The 22,279-nt window shown below is 71.9% G+C and carries 21 protein-coding genes; 12 read left to right on the top strand and 9 right to left on the bottom strand.

Translation table 11 applies throughout. From position 1 onward, the window contains the following. Positions 1-4 precede the first annotated feature (4 nt). On the bottom strand, positions 5-1,375 hold the full coding sequence (gene mgtE / locus BMY19_RS01865; RefSeq protein ID WP_100250695.1) for a magnesium transporter: 1,371 nt from the start codon (positions 1,373-1,375) through the stop codon (positions 5-7). 435 nt (positions 1,376-1,810) lie between these two features. On the opposite strand from mgtE, the gene pqqA (BMY19_RS01860) reads away from it, so the two are divergent. The 3 genes from pqqA (BMY19_RS01860) to BMY19_RS01850 all read left to right on the top strand — a co-directional run bounded on the left by pqqA (BMY19_RS01860) (position 1,811) and on the right by BMY19_RS01850 (position 3,183). Next, on the top strand, positions 1,811-1,900 hold the full coding sequence (pqqA, locus tag BMY19_RS01860) for a pyrroloquinoline quinone precursor peptide PqqA (protein WP_007559223.1): 90 nt from the start codon (positions 1,811-1,813) through the stop codon (positions 1,898-1,900). Positions 1,901-1,980: 80 nt separating this feature from the next. Continuing rightward, positions 1,981-2,070, top strand: coding sequence for a pyrroloquinoline quinone precursor peptide PqqA (gene pqqA, locus BMY19_RS01855; protein ID WP_020090597.1), 90 nt, complete (start codon positions 1,981-1,983; stop codon positions 2,068-2,070). A gap of 159 nt (positions 2,071-2,229) precedes the next feature. Continuing rightward, on the top strand, positions 2,230-3,183 hold the full coding sequence (locus BMY19_RS01850; protein WP_020090598.1) for a class I SAM-dependent methyltransferase: 954 nt from the start codon (positions 2,230-2,232) through the stop codon (positions 3,181-3,183). A 4-nt stretch (positions 3,184-3,187) separates the two neighbouring features. Here BMY19_RS01850 and BMY19_RS01845 read toward each other — a convergent pair whose 3' ends face one another. Both BMY19_RS01845 and BMY19_RS01840 read right to left on the bottom strand, forming a co-directional pair. Then, entirely contained in the window at positions 3,188-4,435 is a 1,248-nt protein-coding gene (locus BMY19_RS01845; protein ID WP_020090599.1) for a NupC/NupG family nucleoside CNT transporter, read from the bottom strand. Between the two features lie 57 nt (positions 4,436-4,492). Beyond that, entirely contained in the window at positions 4,493-5,182 is a 690-nt protein-coding gene (locus BMY19_RS01840) for a TetR/AcrR family transcriptional regulator (protein WP_244534806.1), read from the bottom strand. Positions 5,183-5,256: 74 nt separating this feature from the next. Here BMY19_RS01840 and BMY19_RS01835 point away from each other — a divergent pair, with 74 nt between their 5' ends. The 3 genes from BMY19_RS01835 to BMY19_RS01825 are packed head-to-tail and all read left to right on the top strand — an operon-like array spanning position 5,257 to position 8,469. Further along, positions 5,257-6,102, top strand: coding sequence for an SDR family NAD(P)-dependent oxidoreductase (locus tag BMY19_RS01835; RefSeq protein ID WP_056531794.1), 846 nt, complete (start codon positions 5,257-5,259; stop codon positions 6,100-6,102). A gap of 1 nt (position 6,103) precedes the next feature. Beyond that, on the top strand, positions 6,104-7,006 hold the full coding sequence (locus tag BMY19_RS01830) for an alpha/beta hydrolase (protein ID WP_100250693.1): 903 nt from the start codon (positions 6,104-6,106) through the stop codon (positions 7,004-7,006). After that, positions 7,003-8,469 (top strand): flavin-containing monooxygenase, encoded by a 1,467-nt coding sequence (locus tag BMY19_RS01825; RefSeq protein ID WP_100250692.1) that lies wholly within the window; start codon positions 7,003-7,005, stop codon positions 8,467-8,469. Before BMY19_RS01830 ends, BMY19_RS01825 begins: the two co-directional genes overlap by 4 nt. A gap of 68 nt (positions 8,470-8,537) precedes the next feature. On the opposite strand, the gene BMY19_RS01820 is transcribed toward BMY19_RS01825, so the two are convergent. Then, positions 8,538-9,191, bottom strand: a complete 654-nt coding sequence (locus BMY19_RS01820) for a protein-L-isoaspartate O-methyltransferase family protein (RefSeq protein ID WP_100250691.1) — start codon at positions 9,189-9,191, stop codon at positions 8,538-8,540. 317 nt (positions 9,192-9,508) lie between these two features. Between BMY19_RS01820 and BMY19_RS01815 the strand changes: the two genes are divergently transcribed. Together BMY19_RS01815 and BMY19_RS01810 are read left to right on the top strand one after the other, a co-directional pair. Next, entirely contained in the window at positions 9,509-10,783 is a 1,275-nt protein-coding gene (locus BMY19_RS01815) for a PQQ-dependent sugar dehydrogenase (RefSeq protein WP_170862890.1), read from the top strand. Continuing rightward, positions 10,783-11,373, top strand: coding sequence for a c-type cytochrome (locus tag BMY19_RS01810; protein WP_100250690.1), 591 nt, complete (start codon positions 10,783-10,785; stop codon positions 11,371-11,373). Before BMY19_RS01815 ends, BMY19_RS01810 begins: the two co-directional genes overlap by 1 nt. Before the next feature lie 143 nt (positions 11,374-11,516). On the opposite strand, the gene BMY19_RS01805 is transcribed toward BMY19_RS01810, so the two are convergent. Continuing rightward, positions 11,517-12,287 (bottom strand): MOSC domain-containing protein, encoded by a 771-nt coding sequence (locus BMY19_RS01805; RefSeq protein WP_091925347.1) that lies wholly within the window; start codon positions 12,285-12,287, stop codon positions 11,517-11,519. Positions 12,288-12,485: 198 nt separating this feature from the next. On the opposite strand from BMY19_RS01805, the gene clpB reads away from it, so the two are divergent. The 4 genes from clpB (at position 12,486) to BMY19_RS01785 (ending at position 18,738) form a co-directional block, all read left to right on the top strand. Beyond that, positions 12,486-15,110: an ATP-dependent chaperone ClpB gene (gene clpB, locus BMY19_RS01800; protein ID WP_091925350.1), complete on the top strand. Its 2,625-nt coding sequence runs from the start codon at positions 12,486-12,488 to the stop codon at positions 15,108-15,110. A 183-nt stretch (positions 15,111-15,293) separates the two neighbouring features. Beyond that, entirely contained in the window at positions 15,294-15,743 is a 450-nt protein-coding gene (locus tag BMY19_RS01795) for a hypothetical protein (protein ID WP_020090609.1), read from the top strand. 334 nt (positions 15,744-16,077) lie between these two features. Further along, complete coding sequence (locus BMY19_RS01790) at positions 16,078-16,539, top strand: hypothetical protein (protein ID WP_100250689.1); 462 nt, start codon at positions 16,078-16,080, stop codon at positions 16,537-16,539. 249 nt (positions 16,540-16,788) lie between these two features. Further along, the gene (locus tag BMY19_RS01785) at positions 16,789-18,738 is read left to right on the top strand and encodes a DUF4139 domain-containing protein (RefSeq protein WP_244534805.1); all 1,950 of its coding nucleotides are present in this window, start codon (positions 16,789-16,791) and stop codon (positions 18,736-18,738) included. Between the two features lie 94 nt (positions 18,739-18,832). Here the strand turns inward: BMY19_RS01785 and BMY19_RS01780 are convergent, their stop codons facing one another. The 4 genes from BMY19_RS01780 to BMY19_RS01765 all read right to left on the bottom strand — a co-directional run bounded on the left by BMY19_RS01780 (position 18,833) and on the right by BMY19_RS01765 (position 22,070). Then, complete coding sequence (locus BMY19_RS01780; protein WP_100250687.1) at positions 18,833-19,729, bottom strand: inositol monophosphatase family protein; 897 nt, start codon at positions 19,727-19,729, stop codon at positions 18,833-18,835. Beyond that, the gene (locus BMY19_RS01775) at positions 19,726-20,301 is read right to left on the bottom strand and encodes an NUDIX domain-containing protein (protein ID WP_100250686.1); all 576 of its coding nucleotides are present in this window, start codon (positions 20,299-20,301) and stop codon (positions 19,726-19,728) included. The genes BMY19_RS01780 and BMY19_RS01775 overlap by 4 nt, the downstream gene beginning before the upstream one ends. A gap of 7 nt (positions 20,302-20,308) precedes the next feature. Continuing rightward, positions 20,309-21,016, bottom strand: coding sequence for a glutathione S-transferase N-terminal domain-containing protein (locus BMY19_RS01770; RefSeq protein ID WP_100250685.1), 708 nt, complete (start codon positions 21,014-21,016; stop codon positions 20,309-20,311). A gap of 115 nt (positions 21,017-21,131) precedes the next feature. After that, the gene (locus BMY19_RS01765) at positions 21,132-22,070 is read right to left on the bottom strand and encodes an SMP-30/gluconolactonase/LRE family protein (RefSeq protein WP_056531771.1); all 939 of its coding nucleotides are present in this window, start codon (positions 22,068-22,070) and stop codon (positions 21,132-21,134) included. Positions 22,071-22,279 lie beyond the last annotated feature (209 nt).

The raw sequence follows: 22,279 nt of genomic DNA, 5'->3' as shown, positions 1-22,279 counted from the left end.
CTTCCTACAGCAGTTTTTTTTTTAGGATGAGGGGGGCCACCGAGAAGTAGATGACGAGGCCGGTGACATCGACCAGCGTCGCCACGAAGGGCGCCGAGGCGGTGGCCGGATCGAAGCCGATCCGCTGGAGCAGGAACGGCAGCATCGAGCCGGCGAGCGATCCGAAGGTCACGATCCCGACCAGCGCCGCGCCGACCGTGGCGGCGACCAGCGGCCAGTGCGCGCCGTAATCGTAGAGGCCGAGCTTCTGCCACGCGACGATCCGGATCACCGCGATCACGCCGAGGATCGCGCCGAGGAAGATCCCGGTCGGCAATTCGCGCAGCGCCACCCGCCACCAGTCGCGCAGGCGGATCTGGTGGAGCGCCAGCGCCCGGATCAGCAGCGAGGTCGCCTGCGAGCCGGAATTGCCGCCGGAGCTCATGATGAGCGGGATGAACAGGGTCAGGACGATCGCCTTCTCCAGCTCGCCCTCGAAGCCCTGCATGGCCGAGGCGGTGAGCATCTCCGACAGGAACAGCGCGCACAGCCAGCCGGCCCGCTTCCGGATCATCGTGAAGAAGCCGATATCCATGTAGGGCTCGGGCAGCGCCTCCATGCCGCCGAAGCGCTGCACGTCCTGCGTCTGCTTCTCGATCATCGCGTCGATCATGTCGTCGACGGTGACGATGCCGATCACGTGGCCGACCGCGTCGACGACCGGCAGCGCCAGGAGGTCGTACTTGGAGATCAGCCGGGCCGCCTCCTCGCGGCTCGCCGTGGGCGAGACCGCGAGCGGCCGGCGTCCCGGCGCAACGCTGAGCACGTTGTCGCCCGGGTCCCCCGAGATCAGGCGCCGCAGGGGCACCGCCTTGGTGAGCGCGCGGGTGCGCGGGTCGAGCACGAAGATCGCGTAGATCGTCTCCCGGGTCTTCTCGACGTGGCGGATGTGCTCCAGCGTCTGGCCCACCGTCCAGGTCCCCGGCACGGTGACGAACTCGGTGGTCATCAGCGAGCCCACGGTCTCCTCGCCGTAGGCCGACAGGCGATCGACAGCGCCGCGGGTCTCGGCGTCGAGGCGGGCACGCAGGTCGGAGCGGCCCGGCTCCTCGATCTCGCGGAACACGTCCGTGACCCGGTCGGCCGACATGCCCGACAGGTAGCCCGCGACCCGGTCCCGCGGCAGCATCTCGATGATGTCGGCGGCGCAGTCGAGTTCCGGCTGGTCCAGCACCTCGATCGCCCGCTCCAGCGGCAGGCCGAGCAGGATGGCGGCGGCGACCTCGGGTGCCTCGTCGTTCAAGGCCTCGACGATGTCGGGCGCCCGTTCGTCCGACAGGCGGGCGGCCAGCACGGAGGGATCGACGCGCGTATCGAAGGGGGCGATCTCGTTCATGGCCTCGCCTCGTGGGTTACGAGGCGACGCGGCGCCGGTCATCCTGGGTCTGGGCCGTGGCCGGCCGCCGCGTCGGTCACCCCGCGGCCGGGCCTCTCAGCGGCTCAGGCGGAACGACGGCACGGGGCCGGGCACGGCAGGCACGATCGGTCGGGCACGTCGCTTCGCGGGTCGCTGCTGGAATGGGAGCGCGACACCGTCGAGGACACCGTCGCGCGGGTGCGTCGTGCGCCCGGGCGCGGGGCCCGTCAAGCCGAAACCGCGCCCATCCGCAGCCGATGCCGAACAGGACTCCGGCGGGTGGCCGCGCGGCCACGGAACGACCCCGCGCCGCCCACGGCCAGGCTCCCTATGAGAAATATAAGTGTTGTGCTCGCTTGTATTGCGTCCAAGATATTGCCTATATGGATCGCAGCAACAGCGAGGAGAAACGCCATGGCTTGGTCTGCCCCGATCGTGTCCGAGATCTGCGTCGGCATGGAAGTCACCAGCTACGAGTCCGCCGAGATCGACACGTTCAACTAAGTCGCGCGCGGTCCGGAGCGCGGTTCGCTCCGGCCTTCGTGGCCTCTCTATCCATCGCATCAACTTACCTGGAGGAAATCATGGCTTGGTCCGCCCCCGTCGTCTCCGAGATCTGCGTCGGCATGGAAGTCACCAGCTACGAGTCCGCTGAGATCGACACCTTCCACTAAGACGTCGCTCTGACGTTTCCGGGCGCTGCTTCATCCGAAGCGGCGCCTTTTTCTTTGCGCGCTCGCCACGAGCCGCGCCTCGGCTTGACGGGCCGCACCAAACCTGTGCCGCTGCGGCGCCCCGGACCAGCCGGGCCTGCGGAGCGAGCGAGGACCAGTTTGGCGGACAGCGCGCACACGGCCGATCGGTCGATCCCCCCCTGCCCGATCACCGGTGCCCCCGCTCTGCGCTGCGTCGAGCGCTTGGACGCCGGCTTCCTGACGCTCCTCTGGCACTATTCCGGCCGCGTCGATGTCGGGCCGCTGCTCCGCCCCGCCGGCACGTTCCGGCTCTGGGAATCTCCTACGGGACTGATCTTCTTCGATCCGCCGGTGGCCGGCGACGCGGCCTTCTACCGGGCGTTTTACGGCCGGATCGCCGCGCACGATAAGCTCGCCGGCCCGGAGACGGAGCGCCTGGAATTCCGCCAGGCCGCCGCGCACGTCCCGTCCGGAGCCCGGGTGCTCGATGTCGGCTGCGGCCACGGCGGGTTCCGCGCCTACGTGCCGGACGCCACCTATACCGGCCTCGATCCGAACTTCTCCGCCGAGGACCCGACCGGCGCGATCCTCGACGAGACCGTGGAGGCGCACGCGGCGCGCGTCGGGCCGGTCTACGACGTCGCCTGCGCGTTCCAGGTGATCGAGCACGTGGCGGACCCGCTGGGTTTCGCCCGGGCGCTCGCGGCCTGCGTCAAGCCGGGCGGCGTGGTCCTGATCGGCACGCCGCTCTGGCCCTCGCCCAACACCACGGTCCCGAATTTCGTCATCAACGCGCCGCCCCACCACCTGACGTGGTGGACGCCCAGAGCCCTGGAGGCGCTGGCCGGGACGCTCGGCTGCACGCCCGAGGCCGTCCACGCCATCGGCATGGACCGGCACGATTCGCTGATCCACTGGATGGCCAAGGTCAGCCCCGTCCGCTGCCGCGACCGCTTCTTCCGGCGGACATGGTCCTGGGCGGCGGCGCTCGCCTTCGCGTACGGCGTCGGCGCCGTCCTCGACCGCGTCCTGCCGGTGCCGAAGCGGACCCGCCCGAACGCGCTGCTGCTCGCGGCGCGCAAGGCGGCCTGACCCGTCACGCCACGAACAGCCCCGCGATCGCCGCGCTCGTGAGGTTCGACAGCGTCCCCGCGAGGATGGCCCGCAGGCCGTACCGGGCGACCTCCGAGCGCCGCTCCGGGACGAGGCTGGAGAAGCTCGCGAGCTGGATCGCGATCGACGCGAGATTCGCGAAGCCGCACAGGGCGAAGCAGACGATGGCCTGCGCCCGCGGCTCGAGGGTTCCGGCTTTCAGGACCGGCGACAGGTTGGCGTAGGCCAGGAACTCGTTGAAGGCGAGCTTCTGGCCGATCGCCCCGCCGACCAGGGTCGCCTGGTCCCAGGGCACGCCGAGCAGCCACGCCAGCGGGGCGAGCGCCCAGCCGAGCACGCCCTCGAACGAGGCGGACGGGTAGCCGATCCAGCCGCCGAGGGTGCCGAACAGGCCGTCCGCCAGCGCGATCAGCCCGACGAAGGCGATCAGCATGGCCCCCACCGAGACCGCCACCGCGAGCCCCTTCTGAGTGCCGTCGGCCGCCGCCTCGATGATGTTGGCCGCCCGTGTCTCGCCGAACTCTACCCGGGTGGTGGCGATCCTGGTCGGCTCCGTCGAGGGCATCAGGATCTTGGCGTAGACGAGGCCCCCCGGGATCGCCATCACGGAGGCCGCGAGCAGGTAGGTCATGGGCACGCCGAGCGCCGCGTAGCCGGCCAGGATCGAGCCCGCCGTCGACGCGGCGCCGCTCGACATGACGGCGAACAGCTCGGCGCCGGTCAGCAGGGCGAGGAACGGGCGCAGGGCGACGGCGATCTCGCTCTGGCCGATGGCGATCGTGATCACCGCCGAGAACGACTCGATCGGCGAGGTGCCGAGGATCCGCCGGAGCACGGCGCCGAGCCCGCGGGCGAGCACCTGCATCACGCCGAGGTGGTAGAGCACGCCGATCAGCGCGGAGACGTAGAGGATCTGCGGCAGGACCCGCAGCGCCAGGATGAAGCCTGAGCCGCCGAACAGCTCGAACATCTTCGGCTCGACGAGGCCGCCGAACAGGAAGGCCGTGCCGCGGTCGCCGTAGGACAGCACGGTCACGACCGCGTCCGCGGCAGCGCGCAGCGCGGCCTGCCCGGCGGGCAGGAACAGGACCAGCGCGCCGAGGCCGACCTGCAAAGCCAGTCCCGTGAGGACCACGCGGGGACTGATCGCCCGCCGGTTGGTCGAGAACAGGAACGCGACCGCGAGCAGCACGAGCAGGCTGAGGCCGGCATGGGTCAGGCGGTCGAGCATCGCGTCCTTCGGGTCCGAGCTTGGCCGGAGCGCATGGAAGGATCGGGCCAGTGGCCGTCAAGTAGGGCTCTCGGGCGCGAGATAGGGCGCGAAGAGGTCGCGGACCTGCGCGAAGCCCCAGTCCCGATCCGCTTCCGTCAGGGCGGTGCCGCCCTGGAGACGGTGGCTCATCCAGTGGCTCGACACGATCCAGGCGTTGTCGATGAGTCGCCCGAGCGCGTCCGGGGAAACGCGCAGCTGCCCCGCCCGCACGGCCGCCTCGAACACGGCGCGGGCCAGCGCCTGGGTCTCGGCCCGCAGCGCGTGCACCCGGGCGCGCAGGGCCGGCGCGATCTCCACCATGGCGATACCGTCGCGGTAGACGCAGCGGTAGCGCCACATCAGGTCGAACCACGCCCTCTGGTAGGCGAGCAGCGCCTCCGGCGCCGCGGGGTCGGCGGGCATCCGGCCCGCCACCGCCACGGCCTCGGTCTCGAAGGCCGCGAACAGGGCTTCGACGAGGCCGCGCTTGCGCGGGAAATGGTACTGCAGATTGCCCTCGCGGATCCCCGCCGCGGCCGCGATCTCCGCCGTCGTGACGTGGCCGAGGCCGCGGGCATTGAACAGCGCGAGGCTGACGGCGAGGATCCGGGTGCGCGTGTCGGGCGACGCGGCCGCGGGACCGGGCTCCGGGCCGACCTCCCGCTCGCACTCGACCCTCCGACCCTCGCCCCGCGACATGATCCCGTCCCCGTCTAGGGTGTTCACCCTAGACAATCCGGCCGGCGGGGCCTATCCCCCGTGGACGATCCGATCCAGATCGGCGGCACGGGGGGCGCGGTTTGGCACAGCGGTTCCAACTCGCGGGCGCGGTGGCCCTGATCACCGGGGCGGCGAGCGGCATCGGCGCGGCGCTGGCCGAGGGCCTCGCCGCGAAGGGCTGCACCCTTCTCCTGGTGGACCGAGACGAGACCGGCCTCGCGGCCGTCGCCGCGAAGATCCGCGGCGTCACGGTGGAGACGCGCGTCCTTGACCTCACGGATGCCGAGGGGATCCGCGCGCTGCCCGCCTGGGTCGCGGAGCGGTCCGGGCATCTCGACCTCCTCATCAACAATGCCGGCGTCGCCCTCGGCGGCCGGTTCGACGAGACGCATCTCGACGATTTCGAGTGGCTTCTCGACATCAACCTGCGCGCCGTCGTGCGGATGTGCCACGCCTTCCTGCCGATGCTCCGCGCCCGGCCGGCGGCGCAGATCGTCAACCTGTCGAGCCTGTTCGGTCTGATCGCGCCGCCGGGCCAAGTCGCCTACTGCACCAGCAAGTTCGGCGTGCGCGGCTTCTCGGAGGCGCTGCGGCACGAGTACGCCGGCACTGGCCTCGGGGTGACGGTGGTCCACCCGGGCGGCGTCGCCACCGCCATCTCCCGCAACGCCCGCGGCCGGCGGCCGCCGAGCGATCCGGAGGCTGCGAAGCGCGCGGCCGTAGAGGACGAGGAGGCGCGGGAGGCGTTCGGCAAGCTCCTGACCCTGGCGCCCGCCGACGCGGCCGCCGCCATCATCCGCGGCATCGAGGCCCGGGCGCCCCGGATCGTCATCGGCAAGGACGCGAAGAACGCCGCGCTGATCCAGCGGCTGATGCCGGTGGGCTACTGGAAGACGATCGTGCGCCTGTCCGGCGGGACGCTCTGAGATGGCGAGCCTGCGCGCGTATCTCGGGGCCTACATGGTCCGCAGCCGGGTCCGCGGCCCCCTGTCCCGGGCGCGGGACGCGGCCGCGTTCCGCCGGATCTTCGAGGCACCGACCTTCCCCGACCCCAAGGGCGTCACCTACGAGCCGGGCATCGTCGGTGGCGTGAAGGGCGAGTGGGTCCGGCCGAAAGCGGGCCCCGGCCGGCGGATGCTCTACATCCACGGCGGCGGCTTCATCGCCTGCTCGCCGCGGACGCACCGTCCGGTCACCGGCGCGCTGGCGAACCGGGGCTTCACGATCTTCGCGCCCGAGTACCGCCTCGCCCCCGAGCACCCGTTCCCCGCGGCGGTCGACGACGTCACGGCGGTCTGGGCGGCGTTCAGCGCCGAGGGGGCCGCCTGCGTGGCGGGCGAGTCGGCCGGCGGCAACCTCGCCCTCGTGCTGATGGGCGAGGCCCGCGCCCGCGGCCTGCCGATGCCCTGGGCGGCGGCCCTGTTCTCGCCGGCCACGGACTTCATGTCCGAGGACGGGTCGCGGGTGACCAATGCGTGGCGCGACGCCATGTTCGACCCGCAGGCGCTCGCGGCGATCCGGCCGATGTATCTGGGCGCCGCCGATCCGGCCGATCCGCGGGTCTCGCCGCTCTACGGCGACCCGATCGGCTTCCCGCCGCTGCTGTTCCATGTCGGCGCCCGCGAGGTCCTGCGCGACGATTCCGTGCGCATGGCGGAGCGGGCCCGCAGGGCCGGCGTCGAGACGGAGCTCAAGCTGTTCCCGGTCGTGTCCCACGCCTGGCAGTTCGCTGCCAGCATGCTGCCGGAGGCGCGGACCTCCCTCGACGAGGCCGCGGCCTTCCTGACGGCGCACGCGCCGCACGCCCCGTCCGGGAGCACCCAGCGATGACCGAGCTCGCGGACGAGACCCTGGCCGTCCTGATCGTCGGCGCCGGATTCTCGGGGCTCGCGATGGCGATCCGCTGCCGGCAGGCGGGCATCGGCCCGCTGCGGGTGATCGAGAAGGCCGACGGCATCGGCGGCACGTGGCACGACAACACCTACCCGGGGGCGGCCTGCGACGTCCCATCCCACCTCTACTCGCTGTCCTTCGCGCCGAAGGCCGACTGGAGCCGGATGTACGCGCCGCAGCCGGAGATCCTGGCCTATCTCCGGGACACCGCCGAGCGGAACGGCCTGACGCCCCTGATCCAGCTCGGGACGACCTTCACCGGCGCCACCTGGGACGCGGCGCGCGCCCTGTGGCACGTGGAGACCGACCGGGGCCCGATCACGGCGCGCGCGATCGTCGCGGGCATGGGCGGGCTCCACCATCCGGCCTACCCGGATATCCCCGGCCGCGACGCGTTCGCCGGCCCCGCCTTCCACACGGCGGCCTGGGACCACTCCGTGGCGCTGGCCGGCAAGCGAGTCGGGGTGATCGGCACCGGCGCCAGCGCGATCCAGGTGGTGCCGGAACTCGCCGCCGTCGCGTCGCACCTGACGCTGTTCCAGCGCACCCCGCCCTGGATCATGCCCAAGAACGACCACGCCATCGCGGAGCGGGCCCGGGAGCGCTACCGGCGCCTGCCGCTCAGCCGGCGGCTCGAGCGGGCGCGGTTGTTCTGGCTGCACGAGGTGCGGGCGCTGCTCGGCTTCACCAAGGTCTCGAAGCTCACCGGCCAGGCCGAGTCCCTGGCGCGGCACCATCTCGCCAAGGCGGTCCCCGACAAGGCCCTGCGGGCGAAGCTGACGCCGAATTACCGCCTCGGCTGCAAGCGGGTGCTGATCTCCGACGAGTACTACCCCGCGCTCCAGCGTCCGAACGTCACCCTGGAGACGGACGGCATCGCCCGGATCACCGAGACCGGCGTGACCACCGAGGCCGGGCGGCATCACGACCTCGACGTGATCGTCTATGCCACGGGCTTCGACGTGGCCGCGACCTTCGCGCGGATGCACCTCGTCGGCCGCGACGGCCGGAGCTTGACTGAGGCCTGGTCCGGCGGCGTGGGCGCCTATCAGGGCATCACGGTCGCGGGATTCCCCAATTTCTTCATGCTGCTCGGGCCCAATACCGGGCTGGGCCACAACTCGGTCATCTCGATGATCGAGATCCAAGTGCAGCACGTCCTCGACTGCCTGAAGGCGCTGCGCCGCGGGAGGCAGACCATCGAGGTCCGGCCGGAGGCCCAGGCCCGGTTCGTGGACCGGATCCACAGCCGCATGGCCGACAGCATCTGGCAGGCCGGCGGTTGCCGCAGCTGGTACCTCGACGCGTCCGGGCGCAACAACACCCTCTGGCCCGACTCGGTGATGGCCTATCGCCGGAGCGCCCGCCGGGCCCGGCTGGGGGATTACAGGCTCGGCTGATCGGGGCCTGCGGCGCAGTCACGGATCCGCCCGCGCCGACGGGGGCGGACGCGATCCGGCGCGCGCTTTCAGAACGCGAAGCCGGCTTCCACCGCGAAGGCCTCGAGACCGGGCAGCGACGCGTCGAACAGCGGCCGAGCGCCGAACGCGTCGCCGGCGCGCACGAAGAGCGTGACCTTGGCGTTGCGGTGCGGACCGAACACGCAGACCAGGCGACCGTCGTCCTTGAGCTGGTTCAGCAGCGCCTGCGGCCGGACCTCGACCCGGCCGTTGATCAGGATGACGTCGAAGGGGCCCTGCTTGGGCGCGCCGTCGGCGATCGGGCCTTCGATCACCTGGGCGGAGGCGCCGAGCCGGGTGCGCGCCGCCGCGGCGAGATCGGGCACCGATTCCAGCGCCGTCACCTGCGCGCCGAGCTCAGCCATGACGGCGGCGGCGTAGCCGTAGCCGGTGGCGACGTCGAGGGCGGCGACGCCCGGCCGGACCCGCAGGGCCTGGATCATCCGGGCCACGACCATCGGGGCCGGCATGCAGCGAGTTTCGCCGCCGGCCTCGCCGAGGTTCAGGGTCTGGTCGATATACGCGAAGGGCTCGCGGCCCTTCGGCACGAAGGCCTCGCGCGGCACGGTGTCGAACGCGTCGAGCACCAAGTTGTCGTTCACGTCGAAGGTCCGCAACTGGCAGTCGACCATCATCCGCCGCGCCTGCGCGTAATCGATCATCGATACGTGTCCTCGAACCGGATCGGAACGCCGCGTCGGCCGGGCTCCGGCGGACGGCCGGCAGCCCCGGCCAAGCCTAAGCTTCCCGGACGGGGGGCGTTTTCGGAGATCATTGCCCAAAACGCAAGGTGAGCCGACGCGACAGCCGAAGATGGCCCCGAAGGAGGCGGCGGCGCGCCGAATCCCGGCCGACGTTACGGCGGCCGCGGAGTGTCGCCTCCCTGCCACCCGGGCCGGTCGCACTCCCCGGCGGACCGTTGAATAAAGAGTGCAGAGCGAGCGGGCGGTCCGCGAGGCCGCCGCCACCGGGAGACATCATGACGCCGATCAGCCAGCCGATCCTGACCCGCGGCCTCGCCGCCGCCCTCGCCGGACTCAGTCTCGGCCTGATAGGATCCGGCCCGGTCGTCGCGCAGGAGACGCCCGCGACCGCCGCCCCGCCGCCCAGCGTCCAGGTCGATCGCGGCTCGGCGCTCTACGGCCGGCCCGAGGGCGGCGCCGCGGCCAAGCTCGCGCCGGTGGCCGGACCGCCTCTGGCGACCGCGGCCGCCAAGCTGCCGCTCGACAAGCTGAAGGTCCCGGAGGGTTTCAAGATCGAGGTCTACGCCAGCGGCCTCGCGAACGCCCGCGAGATGACCCAGGCGCCGGACGGCACGCTGTACGTGGGCACCCGGACGGTGGGGAAGGTCTACGCGGTGCTGCCGAACCCGGACGGTGACGGGAAGCGCGCGGTGAAGACCATCGCGACGGGCCTGCACCGGCCGAACGGCGTCGCGTACCACGACGGTGCCCTCTATGTGGCCGAACTCTCGAAGATCTGGCGCTACGATGACATCGCCAACCACCTCGACGGTGCGGCGAAGCCGACCCTGGTCTACGACGACCTGCCGAAGGACGAGGCCCACGGCTGGAAGTTCATCGCCATCGGCCCGGACAACAAGCTCTACGTCCCGGTCGGCGCGCCGGGCAACATCGTGATGCCGCCGGACACGCACGCGCAGATCCGGCGCATGGACCTCGACGGGAAGAATGCCGAAGTGGTCGCCCGCGGCGTGCGCAACACCGTCGGGTTCGACTGGAACCCGAAGACCAAGCAGCTCTGGTTCACCGATAACGGCCGCGACTGGGTCTCCGAGGACATCCCGAACGACGAGCTGAACGTGCTCACGGAGCCGGGCAAGCAGCATTTCGGCTATCCGTACTGCCACCAGGGCACGTTCACGGATCCGGAATACGGCTGGGGCCATGCCTGCTCGGAATTCACCGCGCCGGCGGCGCTCCTCGGCCCGCACACGGCCTCCCTCGGCCTGCGGTTCTACACCGGCACGCAGTTCCCGGAGGCTTACCGCGACGCGATGTTCGTCGCCCGGCACGGCTCGTGGAACCGCACGACCAAGCTCGGCGGCGACGTGGTCGTGGCTAAGCCCGGACCGGACGGCAAGACCGCCGCGGTTGAGCCGTTCCTGACCGGCTTCCTCCAGGACAACAAGTATGTCGGCCGGCCCGTCGACGTGCTGGTCGCCAAGGACGGATCGCTGCTCGTCTCCGACGATTACAACGGCGCGATCTACCGCGTCAGCTACGGCCGGTGATGCGCCGCCCCACCCGGGCAGCCGGCGGGCTGGTCCCCGCCCTCGGCGGGCTGCTGCTGGCGGGCGCGGCGCTCGCCGCCCCGGACGCGGCGATGCAGGAGCGCCTCGCCCCCTGCATCGGCTGCCACGGGGCCGGCACGTCGGCGACGGAGGGTGTGCCCTCGCTCGGCGGGCAGCTCCCGGACTACGTGGTCACGCAGCTCTTCCAGTTCCGGGAGAAGCAGCGGGAGGCGCCGCCGATGAACGAGGTCGCTGCCGGATTCTCCGACGACGACCTGCGCGCCTACGCCGACGCGGTGGCGACGCTGCCGCCGCCCGCCTGGTCCGGGACGCCGGCCGACGCGGCCCTGGCGGCGCGCGCGCAGGCGCTAGTGGCGAAGCACCAGTGCAATTCCTGCCACGGGCCGGATCTCGCGGGCCGGGACGCGATCCCGCGGATCCGGGCGCAGCGGGAGGAGTATCTCGCCAAGGCGCTCGCCGGCTACAAGTCGAACGCCCGGCCCGGCTACGATCCCGCCATGAACGAAGTCGCGCAGGGCCTGAGCGAGGCGGATATCAAGGATCTCGCGGCCTACGTGTCGCGGCTCTGACACGACGTCTCTCTGGCCGCGCTCACCCGTGATCGCGAGCGCAGCGAAGTGCCCAGGGCGGCGCGCGACTTGTCAGCGTGGCGCTGCCTGGCTCGCTTCGCTGCACTCGCAACAACGGCAGCGCTGGGATCACCCGTCGCGCGTCACCCCACCACGCGCAGCGCGTCGCCCCGCGCCAGCGGCCCGCCGGCGATCACCTCCGCGTAGACGCCGAGGTCGCGGTGCCCGAGGCGCGCGTCGAGGGTCCAGGGGATGTCGCAGTCGCGCATGCCACTGACCGGGTCGACGTTGGTGGCGGCGCAGCGCACGGTCCGCTTGGTGATCTTGAGCCGCAACCCGCTCGGCGCCTCGACCACCTGCCCAACCATCTCGAGCTCGGCGAAGGGTTCGAGCCCCTCGACCAGCAGGTTGCCGCGGAAGCGCAGCGGGTCCACGGGCGCGCCGAGGTAGTCCTCCACCGCGGCCACGCTCGCTCGGTTGATGAGCGACACGTAGCCGGTCGGGGAGTCGGTGAACCGGTACTGCGGCGGCGCGGCGAGGACCTTCGGCTCGCCCCGGAGGCTCTCGGGGACGTAGCGCCGCATCAGCTCCGCGAGGCCCTCGCGACCCGCCTCGGTGTCGAGCCGGAAGGCCTGCGGGTCGCCGTACCCCTCCACGGTCAGCGTCGCCGTGGCATCGTCGTAGCGGGTGCGCAGGCGGGCGAGCGCCTCGTCGCGCATGAGCATCAGGTACTTGGTCTTGGGCTGGTGGCGGGGCGCAACCGCGTTGAAGCCCGACGGACCGTTCTCGATGGCGTAGAGCCGGTCGCCCGGGAAGTGGCCGCTGGTCTCGAGCTCCGCCCGCTCGACGGGTTCGGGGCTCAGGCCCTTCACCGGGTAGCGATACAGGGCGCTGACATGAATCAATGCGGTCATGCGCGGAGCGTGGCCCTGAAATGATCCGGCGCGCAAGAGCTTCGCGGCCCCTTGTGGTGCTCAATTGCAACACCACATCGGGTCTACCGGCGGCCACCACGGCGCCGGGGCCCTCGCGCGGCGGATAGCCGGAGGGCGACGTTTCGGTGGCGCCGCGCCTCTCATCGGGCGGCGGATGCCGGTACGGGAGGGTTGTGCATGAACTTCGAGAAGTACACCGAGCGCGCCCGCGGCTTCGTGCAGGCGGCTCAGAACCTCGCGATGCGCGAGGGACATCCCCAGCTTCAGCCGGGCCACCTGCTCAAGGTGCTGCTCGACGATCCGGAGGGCCTCTGCGCCGGCCTGATCGACCGCGCGGGCGGCCAGTCGCGCGTCGCGCTGGCTCAGACCGAGCAGTGGCTCGCCAAGCAGCCGAAGGTCTCCGGCAACGCGTCCGCCCCGCAGGCGACACGCGAGCTGATGCGCCTGTTCGACACCGCCGAGAAGGCCGCCGAGAAGGCGGGCGATTCCTACGTGACGGTGGAGCGGCTGCTCCTTGCCCTGGCGGTGGAGAAGGATTCCGAGGCCGGCCGCGCGCTCCAGGCGGCAGGCGTCACCCCGGCTTCGCTCAACGCCGCGATCAACGCCCTGCGCAAGGGCCGCACCGCCGACAATGCCTCGGCCGAGAACGCCTATGACGCGCTGAAGAAGTATGCCCGCGACCTCACCGAGGCCGCCCGAGAGGGCAAGCTCGACCCGGTCATCGGCCGCGACGAGGAGATCCGGCGGACCATCCAGGTCCTGTCCCGGCGGACCAAGAACAACCCGGTCCTCATCGGCGAGCCCGGCGTCGGCAAGACCGCGATCGTCGAGGGTCTGGCCCTGCGCATCGTCAACGGCGACGTGCCCGAATCCCTGCGGGACAAGAGCCTCCTCGCCCTCGACATGGGTGCGCTGATCGCCGGCGCGAAGTATCGCGGCGAGTTCGAGGAGCGGCTGAAGGGCGTGCTCTCCGAGGTCACGGCGGCCGAGGGCGGCATCATCCTGTTCATCGATGAGATGCACACGCTGGTCGGCGCCGGGAAGGCGGACGGCGCCATGGACGCCTCGAATCTCCTGAAGCCCGCGCTCGCCCGCGGCGAGTTGCACTGCGTCGGCGCGACCACGCTCGACGAGTACCGCAAGCACGTCGAGAAGGACGCGGCGCTCGCCCGTCGCTTTCAGCCGGTCTTCGTGTCGGAGCCGACCGTGGAGGACACGGTCTCGATCCTGCGCGGCTTGAAGGAGAAGTACGAGCAGCACCACGGCGTGCGCATCCAGGATTCGGCCCTGGTCGCGGCCGCGACGCTGTCGAACCGCTACATCACCGACCGGTTCCTGCCCGACAAGGCGATCGACCTCGTGGACGAGGCCGGCTCGCGCCTGCGCATGCAGGTCGATTCGAAGCCCGAGGAGCTCGACAACATCGACCGCGAGATCGTCCGGCTGAAGATCGAGGGCGAGGCGCTCAAGAAGGAGACCGATTCCGCCTCCCGCGACCGGCTGGTTCGGCTGGAGAAGGAACTCGGCGACCTGGAGGAGCGCTCAGCGGCGATCACCGCCCGGTGGAAGGCCGAGAAGGACAAGCTCGGGACGGCGGCCGGCCTCAAGAAGAAGCTCGACGAGGCCCGCAACGACCTCGCCGCGGCGCAGCGCCAGGGCCAGTACCAGCGCGCGGGTGAGCTCGCCTACGGGGTCATCCCGGGCCTGGAGAAGCAGCTCGCCGAGATCGAGGCGAAGGCGGAGAACGGCCGCGACGCGATGATGGAGGAGGCGGTCACGCCCGCCCACGTCGCCGGGGTCGTCTCCCGCTGGACCGGCGTGCCGGTCGACAAGATGCTGGAGGGCGAGCGCGAGAAGCTGCTGGCCATGGAAGAGGCGCTGTCCAAGCGCGTCGTCGGCCAGCGCGAGGCGGTGGAGGCGGTCTCGACCGCGGTCCGGCGCGCCCGCGCCGGGCTTCAGGATCCGAACCGGCCGATCGGCTCGTTCATGTTCCTGGGCCCGACGGGCGTCGGCAAGACCGAGCTGACCAAGGCTCTGGCCGGCTTCCTGTTCGACGACGACACGGCGCTCGTGCGCATCGACATGTCCGAGTACATGGAGAAGCACGCGGTCGCCCGGCTGATCGGCGCGCCTCCGGGCTACGTCGGCTATGAGGAGGGCGGCGCCCTCACCGAGGCCGTGCGGCGCCGGCCTTACCAGGTCGTGCTGTTCGACGAGGTCGAGAAGGCGCACCCGGACGTGTTCAACGTCCTGCTGCAGGTTCTCGACGACGGGCGGCTCACCGACGGCCAGGGGCGGACGGTCGACTTCCGCAACACGCTGCTGATCATGACCTCGAATCTCGGGGCCGAGTATCTGGTGAACCAGCCCGCGGGCCAGGATACCGACGCGGTCCGCGAGGAGGTGATGGGCGTGGTGCGGGGGCACTTCCGGCCGGAATTCCTGAACCGGGTCGACGAGATCATCCTGTTCCACCGCCTCGCGCGGTCGGAGATGGGTGCGATCGTCGAGATCCAGCTCGGGCGCCTGCAGAAGCTCTTGGACGATCGCAAGATCACCCTGGAGGTCGACGAGGAGGCCAAGAACTGGCTCGCCGACAAGGGGTACGACCCGGCCTACGGGGCGCGGCCGCTGAAGCGGGTGATCCAGAAGAACGTCCAGGATCCGCTGGCCGAGCTGGTGCTCTCCGGCAAGGTCCACGACGGCGAGACGGTGCCGGTCCGCCTCGGGCCGATGGGCCTGATGATCGGCGACGTGACGGTCGGGGCCGAGCGCCGCCCGGTCAACGCGACGCTGAACTGATCGGCCGGACGGTCGAGGGGCGGCGCACCGGTACTCAGGTGCGCCGCCCGGTCCGTCGCGCCTCTCGGACACGGGCCCTCACGAGGCGGCCCCCGCGGGAGGACGGGCGCGCGGCATCGACCGTCGATGCCGCGATGAGCTAGTGCGCTGGACAGGGCGGACGGGTGCCCGAATCCTGGCGCCATGCGCCCTGCCGTCGCCGCCCTTCTCGTCGCCGTGCCGCTCGCCGCAGCGGCGGACGATCTCCCGCCGCCGGTGGCCGCGGCCATCGCCGAGGTCGAGGCCGCCTGCGGATCCGCGCCGGCGAGGATCGATCCGTTCGTCATCGACCGGCAGGACGTGAACGGTGACGGGGTGCCGGACTTCATCCTCAACGTCGGCGGCCTCCGATGCGGCGACGAAGAAGTCTCCCAGTGCGGCCTCATGGGATGCCCGAAGATCGTCCTCGCATCCTCGAAGAACGGGTTCGTCCTGGTGCTGGACATCTACGCGCACGACCTCCGGTTTCGCGCGCTGAATGGCCGGCCGGCGGCTTCGGCGAACGACGAGGGATGGAATTGCGGCTCGGTCCGGAGGGGGCCGGGCCGTACGACCTTCCTGTGGGACGGGACGCGCTTCGCCTGCGCCGAGTAGAGGTTGTCTGGCTCTCCGGCGCCGCAGGCAGGTGGTCGCTCCCCGGGTCGACGCTCCGGGAGGCGCCGGGAGAGCACAGGACCGGTCGCCCATCCTCGCTGGATGCGCGGATGTCCGATACGGCTTCGGCGCCCTCGCCGGTGACGTCGCCCTGTCGAGCGGCGCCCTCATTCCCGCTGTCGACCGTGCCCACAGCGTCGCGGTCACCATCCGTCCGGACGGCGCGAACGCGCTGCGCGCCTGGGTCGGAGGAAGGCCCGGGGCGTAGCCTCCATCGGGGCCGCGATGAGCTAGTGCGCTGGACAGGGCGGACGGGCCTGAGGATCCTGGCCGCATGCGTCGCGCCCTCGCCGCCCTGGCTCTCGCCCTCCCGCTCGCCGTCCCGCTCACCGCCGCGGCGGACGATCTCCCGCAGCCGGTCGCGGCGGCGGCCGCGCGGGCCGAGGCGTCCTGCGGGTCCGAGCCGACCACGCTCAAGCCGGGCTTCATCACCCGCCAGGACGTGAACGGCGACACTGTACCGGACTTCATCCTGGATTTCGCGGCCGTCCAATGCGGCGATGACGAGTCCGCCGCGTGCGGCACCGCGGGCTGCGAGATGCAGGTCTTCGCCTCGACGACGGACGGGTTCGTGGACGCCTTCGACGCCGTCGCCCACGACCTCCGATTCCGCACGGTGGGAGGCCGCCCGGCGGTCATCGTCGATATGACCGGGGCGACGTGCGGACGATCCGGGCAGGATCCGTGCGGCGCGATCGCCGTCTGGAACGGCAGGACATTCGGCCGGACACGGTAGGGTGCATCCGCGGACCGCAGCCTTCCCCCATCGCGCCGCCGTTCCCATCCCGCCGCATCGGCGCCGCGCCCCGGCGCGGACAGCACGGGAGGGGCCCCCGGCGATCGGTTCACGCCCGCGCGCGTCACGAAGCCTTTGCCGGACTGCGCGCGGTCGGCCAGGGTGGGACCGCGTGCGGCGGGCGCGCCCTGACTGGAGCCAGACGAATTGATCCGATCGCATCTGACCTTAGCCGGAGTCCTCGTGTCCATGATTGCAGCCGCACCGCCCCTGATGGCAGCGCCCGACGGCATCCGCGCGGTGACCTTGTCGAGCGGCGGCCTGGCCGAAGTGACCCTGGTCCATGCCGTCGACGGCGACGGGACGATCGGGCTCAGCGTCCGGCCCGAGCAGATCGACGACATCCTCAAGAGCCTCGTCGTGCGCGATCCCGTCGGAACCGTCGGCGCCCTGCGCCTGGACGGGGTGGATCAGGCCGACGAGACCCTGCGGACGATGCCGTTCACCGCGGACGACCTGTCCGCGCCGACCCGCCTCGTGGGCAAGCTGCAGGGCGTCCCGATCCGGGTCCAGAGCGGCGGGCGCACGCTCGAAGGGCGGGTGCTCGGCGTCTTCGAGCGGAATGCCGGGACTGAGACCGGCGACGTCTCGATCCTGACCGTCCTGACCGCGACCGGCACGCTCGAATCCGTGCCGATCGAGGACGGCGCCTCCGTGACGATCCTCGACCCGGCCATGGCGGCCAAGATCGCTGAGGCTATCGCGGCGGCCGGGAAGACCAAGGTCGGCGACGCCCACCGGGTCGAGATCGCCGTCTCCGGGCAGGGCCAGCGCGAGGTCCGGTTGACCTACGTCGTCGCCGCGCCCGTCTGGAAGACGAGCTACCGCATCGTCGATGGCGGCGGCGGGCGCGCGAACCTGCAGGCCTGGGCCATCATCGAGAACGCCCTCGGCGCCGACTGGACGGGCGTCGACGTCACCCTCTCGTCCGGGTCGCCGGTGGCGCTCCTCCAGCGCCTGCACAAGCGCTACTGGCGCAAGAGACCGGAGGCGCCGGTGATGGTCGAGGATGTCGGCATGCCGGACCTCGACCCGGGCACGGTCGCGTCGAAGTCGGTCGCGCGCCTGCGCGCCCCGGCCCCCGCCGCCGCGCCTCTTCCGGCCCCGATGGCGCGGATGGACACCCGCGACAGCCGCATGGAGGCCGCGGAACCGAGCTACGACGCCGCGGCCGCCACCGCGGGCGCCGCCGCCAGCGAGGGGGATGTCGCGGCGAACTTCACGCTGCCGCATCCGGTCGATCTGCGCGCCGGCGGCACGCTGTCGGTGCCGTTCCTCGATACCGAGATCGAGGCCGAGCGGGTCGCCCTCTGGAAGCCAGGCCAGGGGGTTCACCCGATCGCGGCCCTCCGGATCCGCAACAGCGCCGGCGCGACCCTGCCGGCGGGCCTCATCACCCTCTACGACCGCAAGGCCGGCTACCTGGGGGACGCCCGCCTGCCCGCGACGCCCGTCGGCGAGCAGCGGCTCGCCAGCTTCGCCCTCGACCGCAAGGTCGCCGTCCAGGCGGAGACCGCGCCGAGCGACGCCCTGACCAAGATCACCGTGGTCGACGGCGTGGCGCGCGCGACGGTGATCGCCCGGGAGGTCACGACCTACACGATCAAGGGTGCGCCGGACGCCGCCCGCTCCGTGATCATCGAGCATCCCCGACGGGATGGCTGGACCCTCACCGCGTCCGCTCGCGACGGCGAGACCCCCACGGCCTATCGCCTCAAGGTCGCGGTTCCCGCCGGCGGGACGGCCGAGACCCGGGCCGTGCTCGAGCGCGTCCGGATCGACGCCTACGACCTCGTCGACGCCGACGAGGCGCTGCTCGTCCGGTGGGCCTCCCTGGCGACCGACCCGGAGCTGGGCGGCAAGCTCAAGACCCTCTCCCAGGCCCGCGCCGAGGTCGCCGCGGCGACCCGGACCGTCGAGGAGATCGGCGAGCGCGCGGCGAAGGTGCAGGCGGAGCAGGAGCGCATCCGCAGCAATCTCGGCGCCGTTCCGAAGGACAGCGAGCTGGCGCGCCGCTATCTCAGCCGCATGGGTGCCCAGGAGGACGAGCTGGCGAAGCTCGATGCCGCCCGGACCCAGGCCGAGGACGGGCTCAGGGCGTCGCAGGCGCGGATCCGGTCGCTGATCGCGGCGCTCTGAGAGCGGTCCCGGATCCCCGCGCGATCCGGGACCGCCCGATCGACGGCCATCCCGGCCCGGACGCGTCCCGGACGCGGCCCGGCAGGGCCCTGTCCTAGGCGGGGCGGATGGCCGTCGCCAGATCGGCGGCCTGCGCGCGATCCCGGCACACCAGCCAGAGGTCGTCGTGGGCCGACAGCTCGGCGTCGAACAGGTCCACGAAGTCCGCCGGCGGATCCCCGAGATCGGGCCAGTGGAACAGGCGGAAGCCCAGCGCCTCGAACAGCGGGAGGATCGGGCCCAGGTCCCACAATCGGTTGTTGCTCAGGGTCGCGTCGAGGCGCCCGGTGGCCAGGAGCGCGGCGTCCGAGATCGCCCCGCCCTCGCTCCAGGGGAACCAGCCGCGGCCGTAATCCAGGGTGTAGCGCTGCGCCGTGACCGACAGCCAGCCGACATGGCCGGTCCGGCGCTCCGGGCGCTCGAGCGGGCGCAGCGCCGTCGTCGTGCGGCCGCCGCGGGTCGGGGCCCAGTAGGCGCGGCCCTCGCTCGCCGCCAGCAGGAGACCCTCCGTGGCTTCCGCCGATACGCCCCCGGCCGGTGCGGAGCGGTCCTCGTTCCAGGCCGGCAGGCTCATGACGCAGGCCCGGGGCCAGCCACCGCGGCAGGCCGCCACCATCACGCCCCAGCCCGACAGGCCGCCCGCGAAGGGCCGGGTCCCGTCGATCGGGTCGCCCACGAAGGTCCAGGCGTCGCGGGCGAGCAGCGCCCGGGCCGCCGCCTGTCCGAGATCCTCGGCGGTCTCCTCCTCGATCAGGTCGGGGCCGAACCGCGCGTGCATCAACCGACTGACGGCGAGGTCGGCCTCGGTCAGCGCCTGGCCGAGATCCGGACCCTTGTTGCTCATCGCGAGGCCTCCCGCCCGCATGGCGAGGGCCAGCGGGGCCGCCTCCTCGGCGAAGGCGAGCATCGCCGCGAGGACATCCGGCGCGGGTGCGGTGGGCGAGAGGGTCATGCGGCGAACAGTTCGGGGCTTCGGAGCATCAGGGCCTGGACGAGAACCAGGGTCTTGAGATCGGGCAGGCGGCCGGCCCGGGCCTGTTCCGCCAGCGCGGCCAGCGGCATCTCCACGACCACCACCTGCTCGCCCTCCGCGTGCAGGCCCCCGCCGGGGCCGACCCGGTCGGCCGCGGCGTAGGGTGCCAGGTAGAGCCAGAGGCGCTCCGAGGACACGCTCGGCATGCTGTAGGCGTGGGCGACCGGCTCCAGCCGGGTCAGCCGGACGCCCGCCTCCTCCATCGCCTCCCGGATCGCCGTCGCCTCGGGGGCGCCCCCGTCGAGGCCGCCCGCCGGGGCTTCGTCGAACTCGGCCGACTCACCCCAGAAGGCGGGCCCGACCCGCGCCTGACGGACGAGCAGCGCCACGCGCCGCTCGGGATCGTAGGGCAGCACGCAGGCCGCCTGCCCGTGGTCCTCCAGCGCCCGCCGCACGGTGCTGCCGTCCTGCAGCGTCAGCGTGGCGATGCCGAAGGTGTTCCAGCCGCGGTGGATCACCTGCAGCGGCAGGGCGGGCGGGATCTCGACCATGATCCGGTCAGCGCTTGGTGCTGGCGGCGGTCTGGCCGAACATCACCTTCTTGGCATCCTCGCTCATGGTCTTGCCGAAATCGGGATTGACCTCCGGGGCGCGGGCATAGGCCGCCTTGGTGGCGGGCCGCTCGGCGATCGCCGTGAACCAGCGCTTGAGGTTCGGGTGCTGGTCGAGGTTCTGCCCCTGCTTCTCCCACGGCACGATCCAGGGATAGCAGGCCATGTCGGCGATGGAGTAGTCCGGCCCGGCGACGAAGGCGCGGTCGGCCAGTCGCCGGTCGAGGACGCCGTAGAGCCGGTTGGTCTCGTTGACGTAGCGCTTGATCGCGTAGTCGATCTTCTCGGGCGCGTACTGCGAGAAGTGGTGGTTCTGGCCGAGCATCGGGCCGAGGCCGCCCATCTGCCAGAACAGCCATTGCAGCACCTCGGCCCGGCCCCGCGGGTCACCCGGGATGAAGCGCCCGGTCTTCTCGGCGAGGTAGAGCAGGATCGCCCCCGACTCGAACAGCGTGACCGGCGCGCCGCCGCCCGCCGGCTCGTCGTCGACGATCGCCGGCATCCGGTTGTTGGGCGCGATCTTGAGGAAATCCGGGTTGAACTGCTCACCCTTGCCAATATTGACGGGATGAATGCGGTAAGGAACGCCCGCTTCTTCGAGAAACATCGTGATCTTATGGCCGTTCGGCGTCGGCCAGTAATGGAGTTCGATCATCGGCTGGTGTCCCGCTATGCCCCCGGCGGACGGGAAGTGGGTCGGCGCGCCGCTCCGGTCAAGCATGGTGCCGGCGACGACGCCGGCGGCGCATGCAGGGCTGGGCATCCGGGCCTCACCCGCCGGCGCAGCCCTGGACGTCGACGTGGACGGCGTAGAGCGACTGGCTCGCCGCCATGAACAGGCGGTTGCGGTGCCGGCCGCCGAAGCAGAGATTGGCGCAGCGCTCCGGCAGCCGGATGCGGCCGATCGGCCGGCCGTCGGGGTTGAACACCATGACGCCGTCCAGGGCGTCGTCGCCCATGCCCCACCCGCACCAGAGATTGCCGTCGACGTCGCAGCGCAGCCCGTCCGGCGTGCCCGGCCCGGCATCGATCAGGACCCGCCGGTCGCGGAGCGTGCGGCCGGCGACCACGTCGTAGGCGACGATCCGCCGGGTCGGCTGCCCGCGCGATTCCACGAGGTAGAGCACGCGGCCGTCGGGGGAGAAGCACAGGCCGTTGGGGCCGGCGAGGTCGGTGGCCACGGCCTCCAGCGCACCGGTGACCGGGTCGAGCCGGTAGACGTTCTGCGGCAGTTCGGGCTCGGCGCGCACGCCTTCGTAGAACCCGCCGATCCCGAAGGGTGGGTCGGTGAACCAGACCGCGCCGTCGGCCGCGGTCACCACGTCGTTGGGCGAGTTGAGCCGGCGGCCCTCGAACGCGTCCGCCAGGACGGTGATCGCGCCGTCATGCTCGGTCCGGGTGACCCGACGGCCGCCGTGCTCGCAGGTGACGAGCCGCCCCTGCCGGTCGCGGGTGTTGCCGTTGGCGAAGCCCGACGGCCGCCGGTAGAGGCCGACCGCCCCGCTCTCCTCGTCCCAGCGCAGGATGCGGTCGTTGGGGATGTCGCTCCAGAGCAGGTAGCGTCCGTCGCCGAACCAGACCGGCCCCTCGCACCAGCGGAAGCCGGTCGCGAGGCGCTCGACCGCCGCGTTGAACACCCGGTAGCGGGCGAAGGCGGCGTCGAGAATCTCGACCGCCGGGTCCGGGTAGCGCGGGCTCGGTGTCCACACGGGCAGGTCCCTGTCACTCGCGGCGATCGTCACCGTTCCGGCGCGGGCCGGCAAGGCCCGCCGCGCGGACGCAGGCGCAGCACCGCGGCGACGCTGCGGCGACGAGGGCCGGAACCGCCCGGCACGTCGATCCGGGCGCACCATCCTCCACCCCCCAGTGATGGCAGGCGCCGGTTCGACAGCGGGGCGGCCCGGTCCTCGTCCCAGCC

Origin of the sequence: Methylobacterium sp. UNC300MFChir4.1 (assembly GCF_900110155.1) — a bacterium.
GTDB lineage: Bacteria > Pseudomonadota > Alphaproteobacteria > Rhizobiales > Beijerinckiaceae > Methylobacterium.
This window is presented reverse-complemented; position numbering and strand designations above follow the sequence as displayed.

What these genes read in the sequence shown, in the direction of transcription:
- BMY19_RS01775 (WP_100250686.1), bottom strand. Translation starts at nt 20,301, where the DNA reads ATGGTCGAGATCCCGCCCGCCCTGCCGCTGCAGGTGATCCACCGCGGC.
- BMY19_RS01795 (WP_020090609.1), top strand. Translation starts at nt 15,294, where the DNA reads ATGCGCCCTGCCGTCGCCGCCCTTCTCGTCGCCGTGCCGCTCGCCGCA.
- BMY19_RS01805 (WP_091925347.1), bottom strand. Translation starts at nt 12,287, where the DNA reads ATGACCGCATTGATTCATGTCAGCGCCCTGTATCGCTACCCGGTGAAG.
- BMY19_RS01815 (WP_170862890.1), top strand. Translation starts at nt 9,509, where the DNA reads ATGACGCCGATCAGCCAGCCGATCCTGACCCGCGGCCTCGCCGCCGCC.
- pqqA (WP_007559223.1), top strand. Translation starts at nt 1,811, where the DNA reads ATGGCTTGGTCTGCCCCGATCGTGTCCGAGATCTGCGTCGGCATGGAA.
- BMY19_RS01820 (WP_100250691.1), bottom strand. Translation starts at nt 9,191, where the DNA reads ATGATCGATTACGCGCAGGCGCGGCGGATGATGGTCGACTGCCAGTTG.
- BMY19_RS01845 (WP_020090599.1), bottom strand. Translation starts at nt 4,435, where the DNA reads ATGCTCGACCGCCTGACCCATGCCGGCCTCAGCCTGCTCGTGCTGCTC.
- BMY19_RS01825 (WP_100250692.1), top strand. Translation starts at nt 7,003, where the DNA reads ATGACCGAGCTCGCGGACGAGACCCTGGCCGTCCTGATCGTCGGCGCC.
- mgtE (WP_100250695.1), bottom strand. Translation starts at nt 1,375, where the DNA reads ATGAACGAGATCGCCCCCTTCGATACGCGCGTCGATCCCTCCGTGCTG.
- BMY19_RS01830 (WP_100250693.1), top strand. Translation starts at nt 6,104, where the DNA reads ATGGCGAGCCTGCGCGCGTATCTCGGGGCCTACATGGTCCGCAGCCGG.
- BMY19_RS01790 (WP_100250689.1), top strand. Translation starts at nt 16,078, where the DNA reads ATGCGTCGCGCCCTCGCCGCCCTGGCTCTCGCCCTCCCGCTCGCCGTC.
- clpB (WP_091925350.1), top strand. Translation starts at nt 12,486, where the DNA reads ATGAACTTCGAGAAGTACACCGAGCGCGCCCGCGGCTTCGTGCAGGCG.
- pqqA (WP_020090597.1), top strand. Translation starts at nt 1,981, where the DNA reads ATGGCTTGGTCCGCCCCCGTCGTCTCCGAGATCTGCGTCGGCATGGAA.
- BMY19_RS01780 (WP_100250687.1), bottom strand. Translation starts at nt 19,729, where the DNA reads ATGACCCTCTCGCCCACCGCACCCGCGCCGGATGTCCTCGCGGCGATG.
- BMY19_RS01770 (WP_100250685.1), bottom strand. Translation starts at nt 21,016, where the DNA reads ATGATCGAACTCCATTACTGGCCGACGCCGAACGGCCATAAGATCACG.
- BMY19_RS01785 (WP_244534805.1), top strand. Translation starts at nt 16,789, where the DNA reads ATGATTGCAGCCGCACCGCCCCTGATGGCAGCGCCCGACGGCATCCGC.
- BMY19_RS01810 (WP_100250690.1), top strand. Translation starts at nt 10,783, where the DNA reads ATGCGCCGCCCCACCCGGGCAGCCGGCGGGCTGGTCCCCGCCCTCGGC.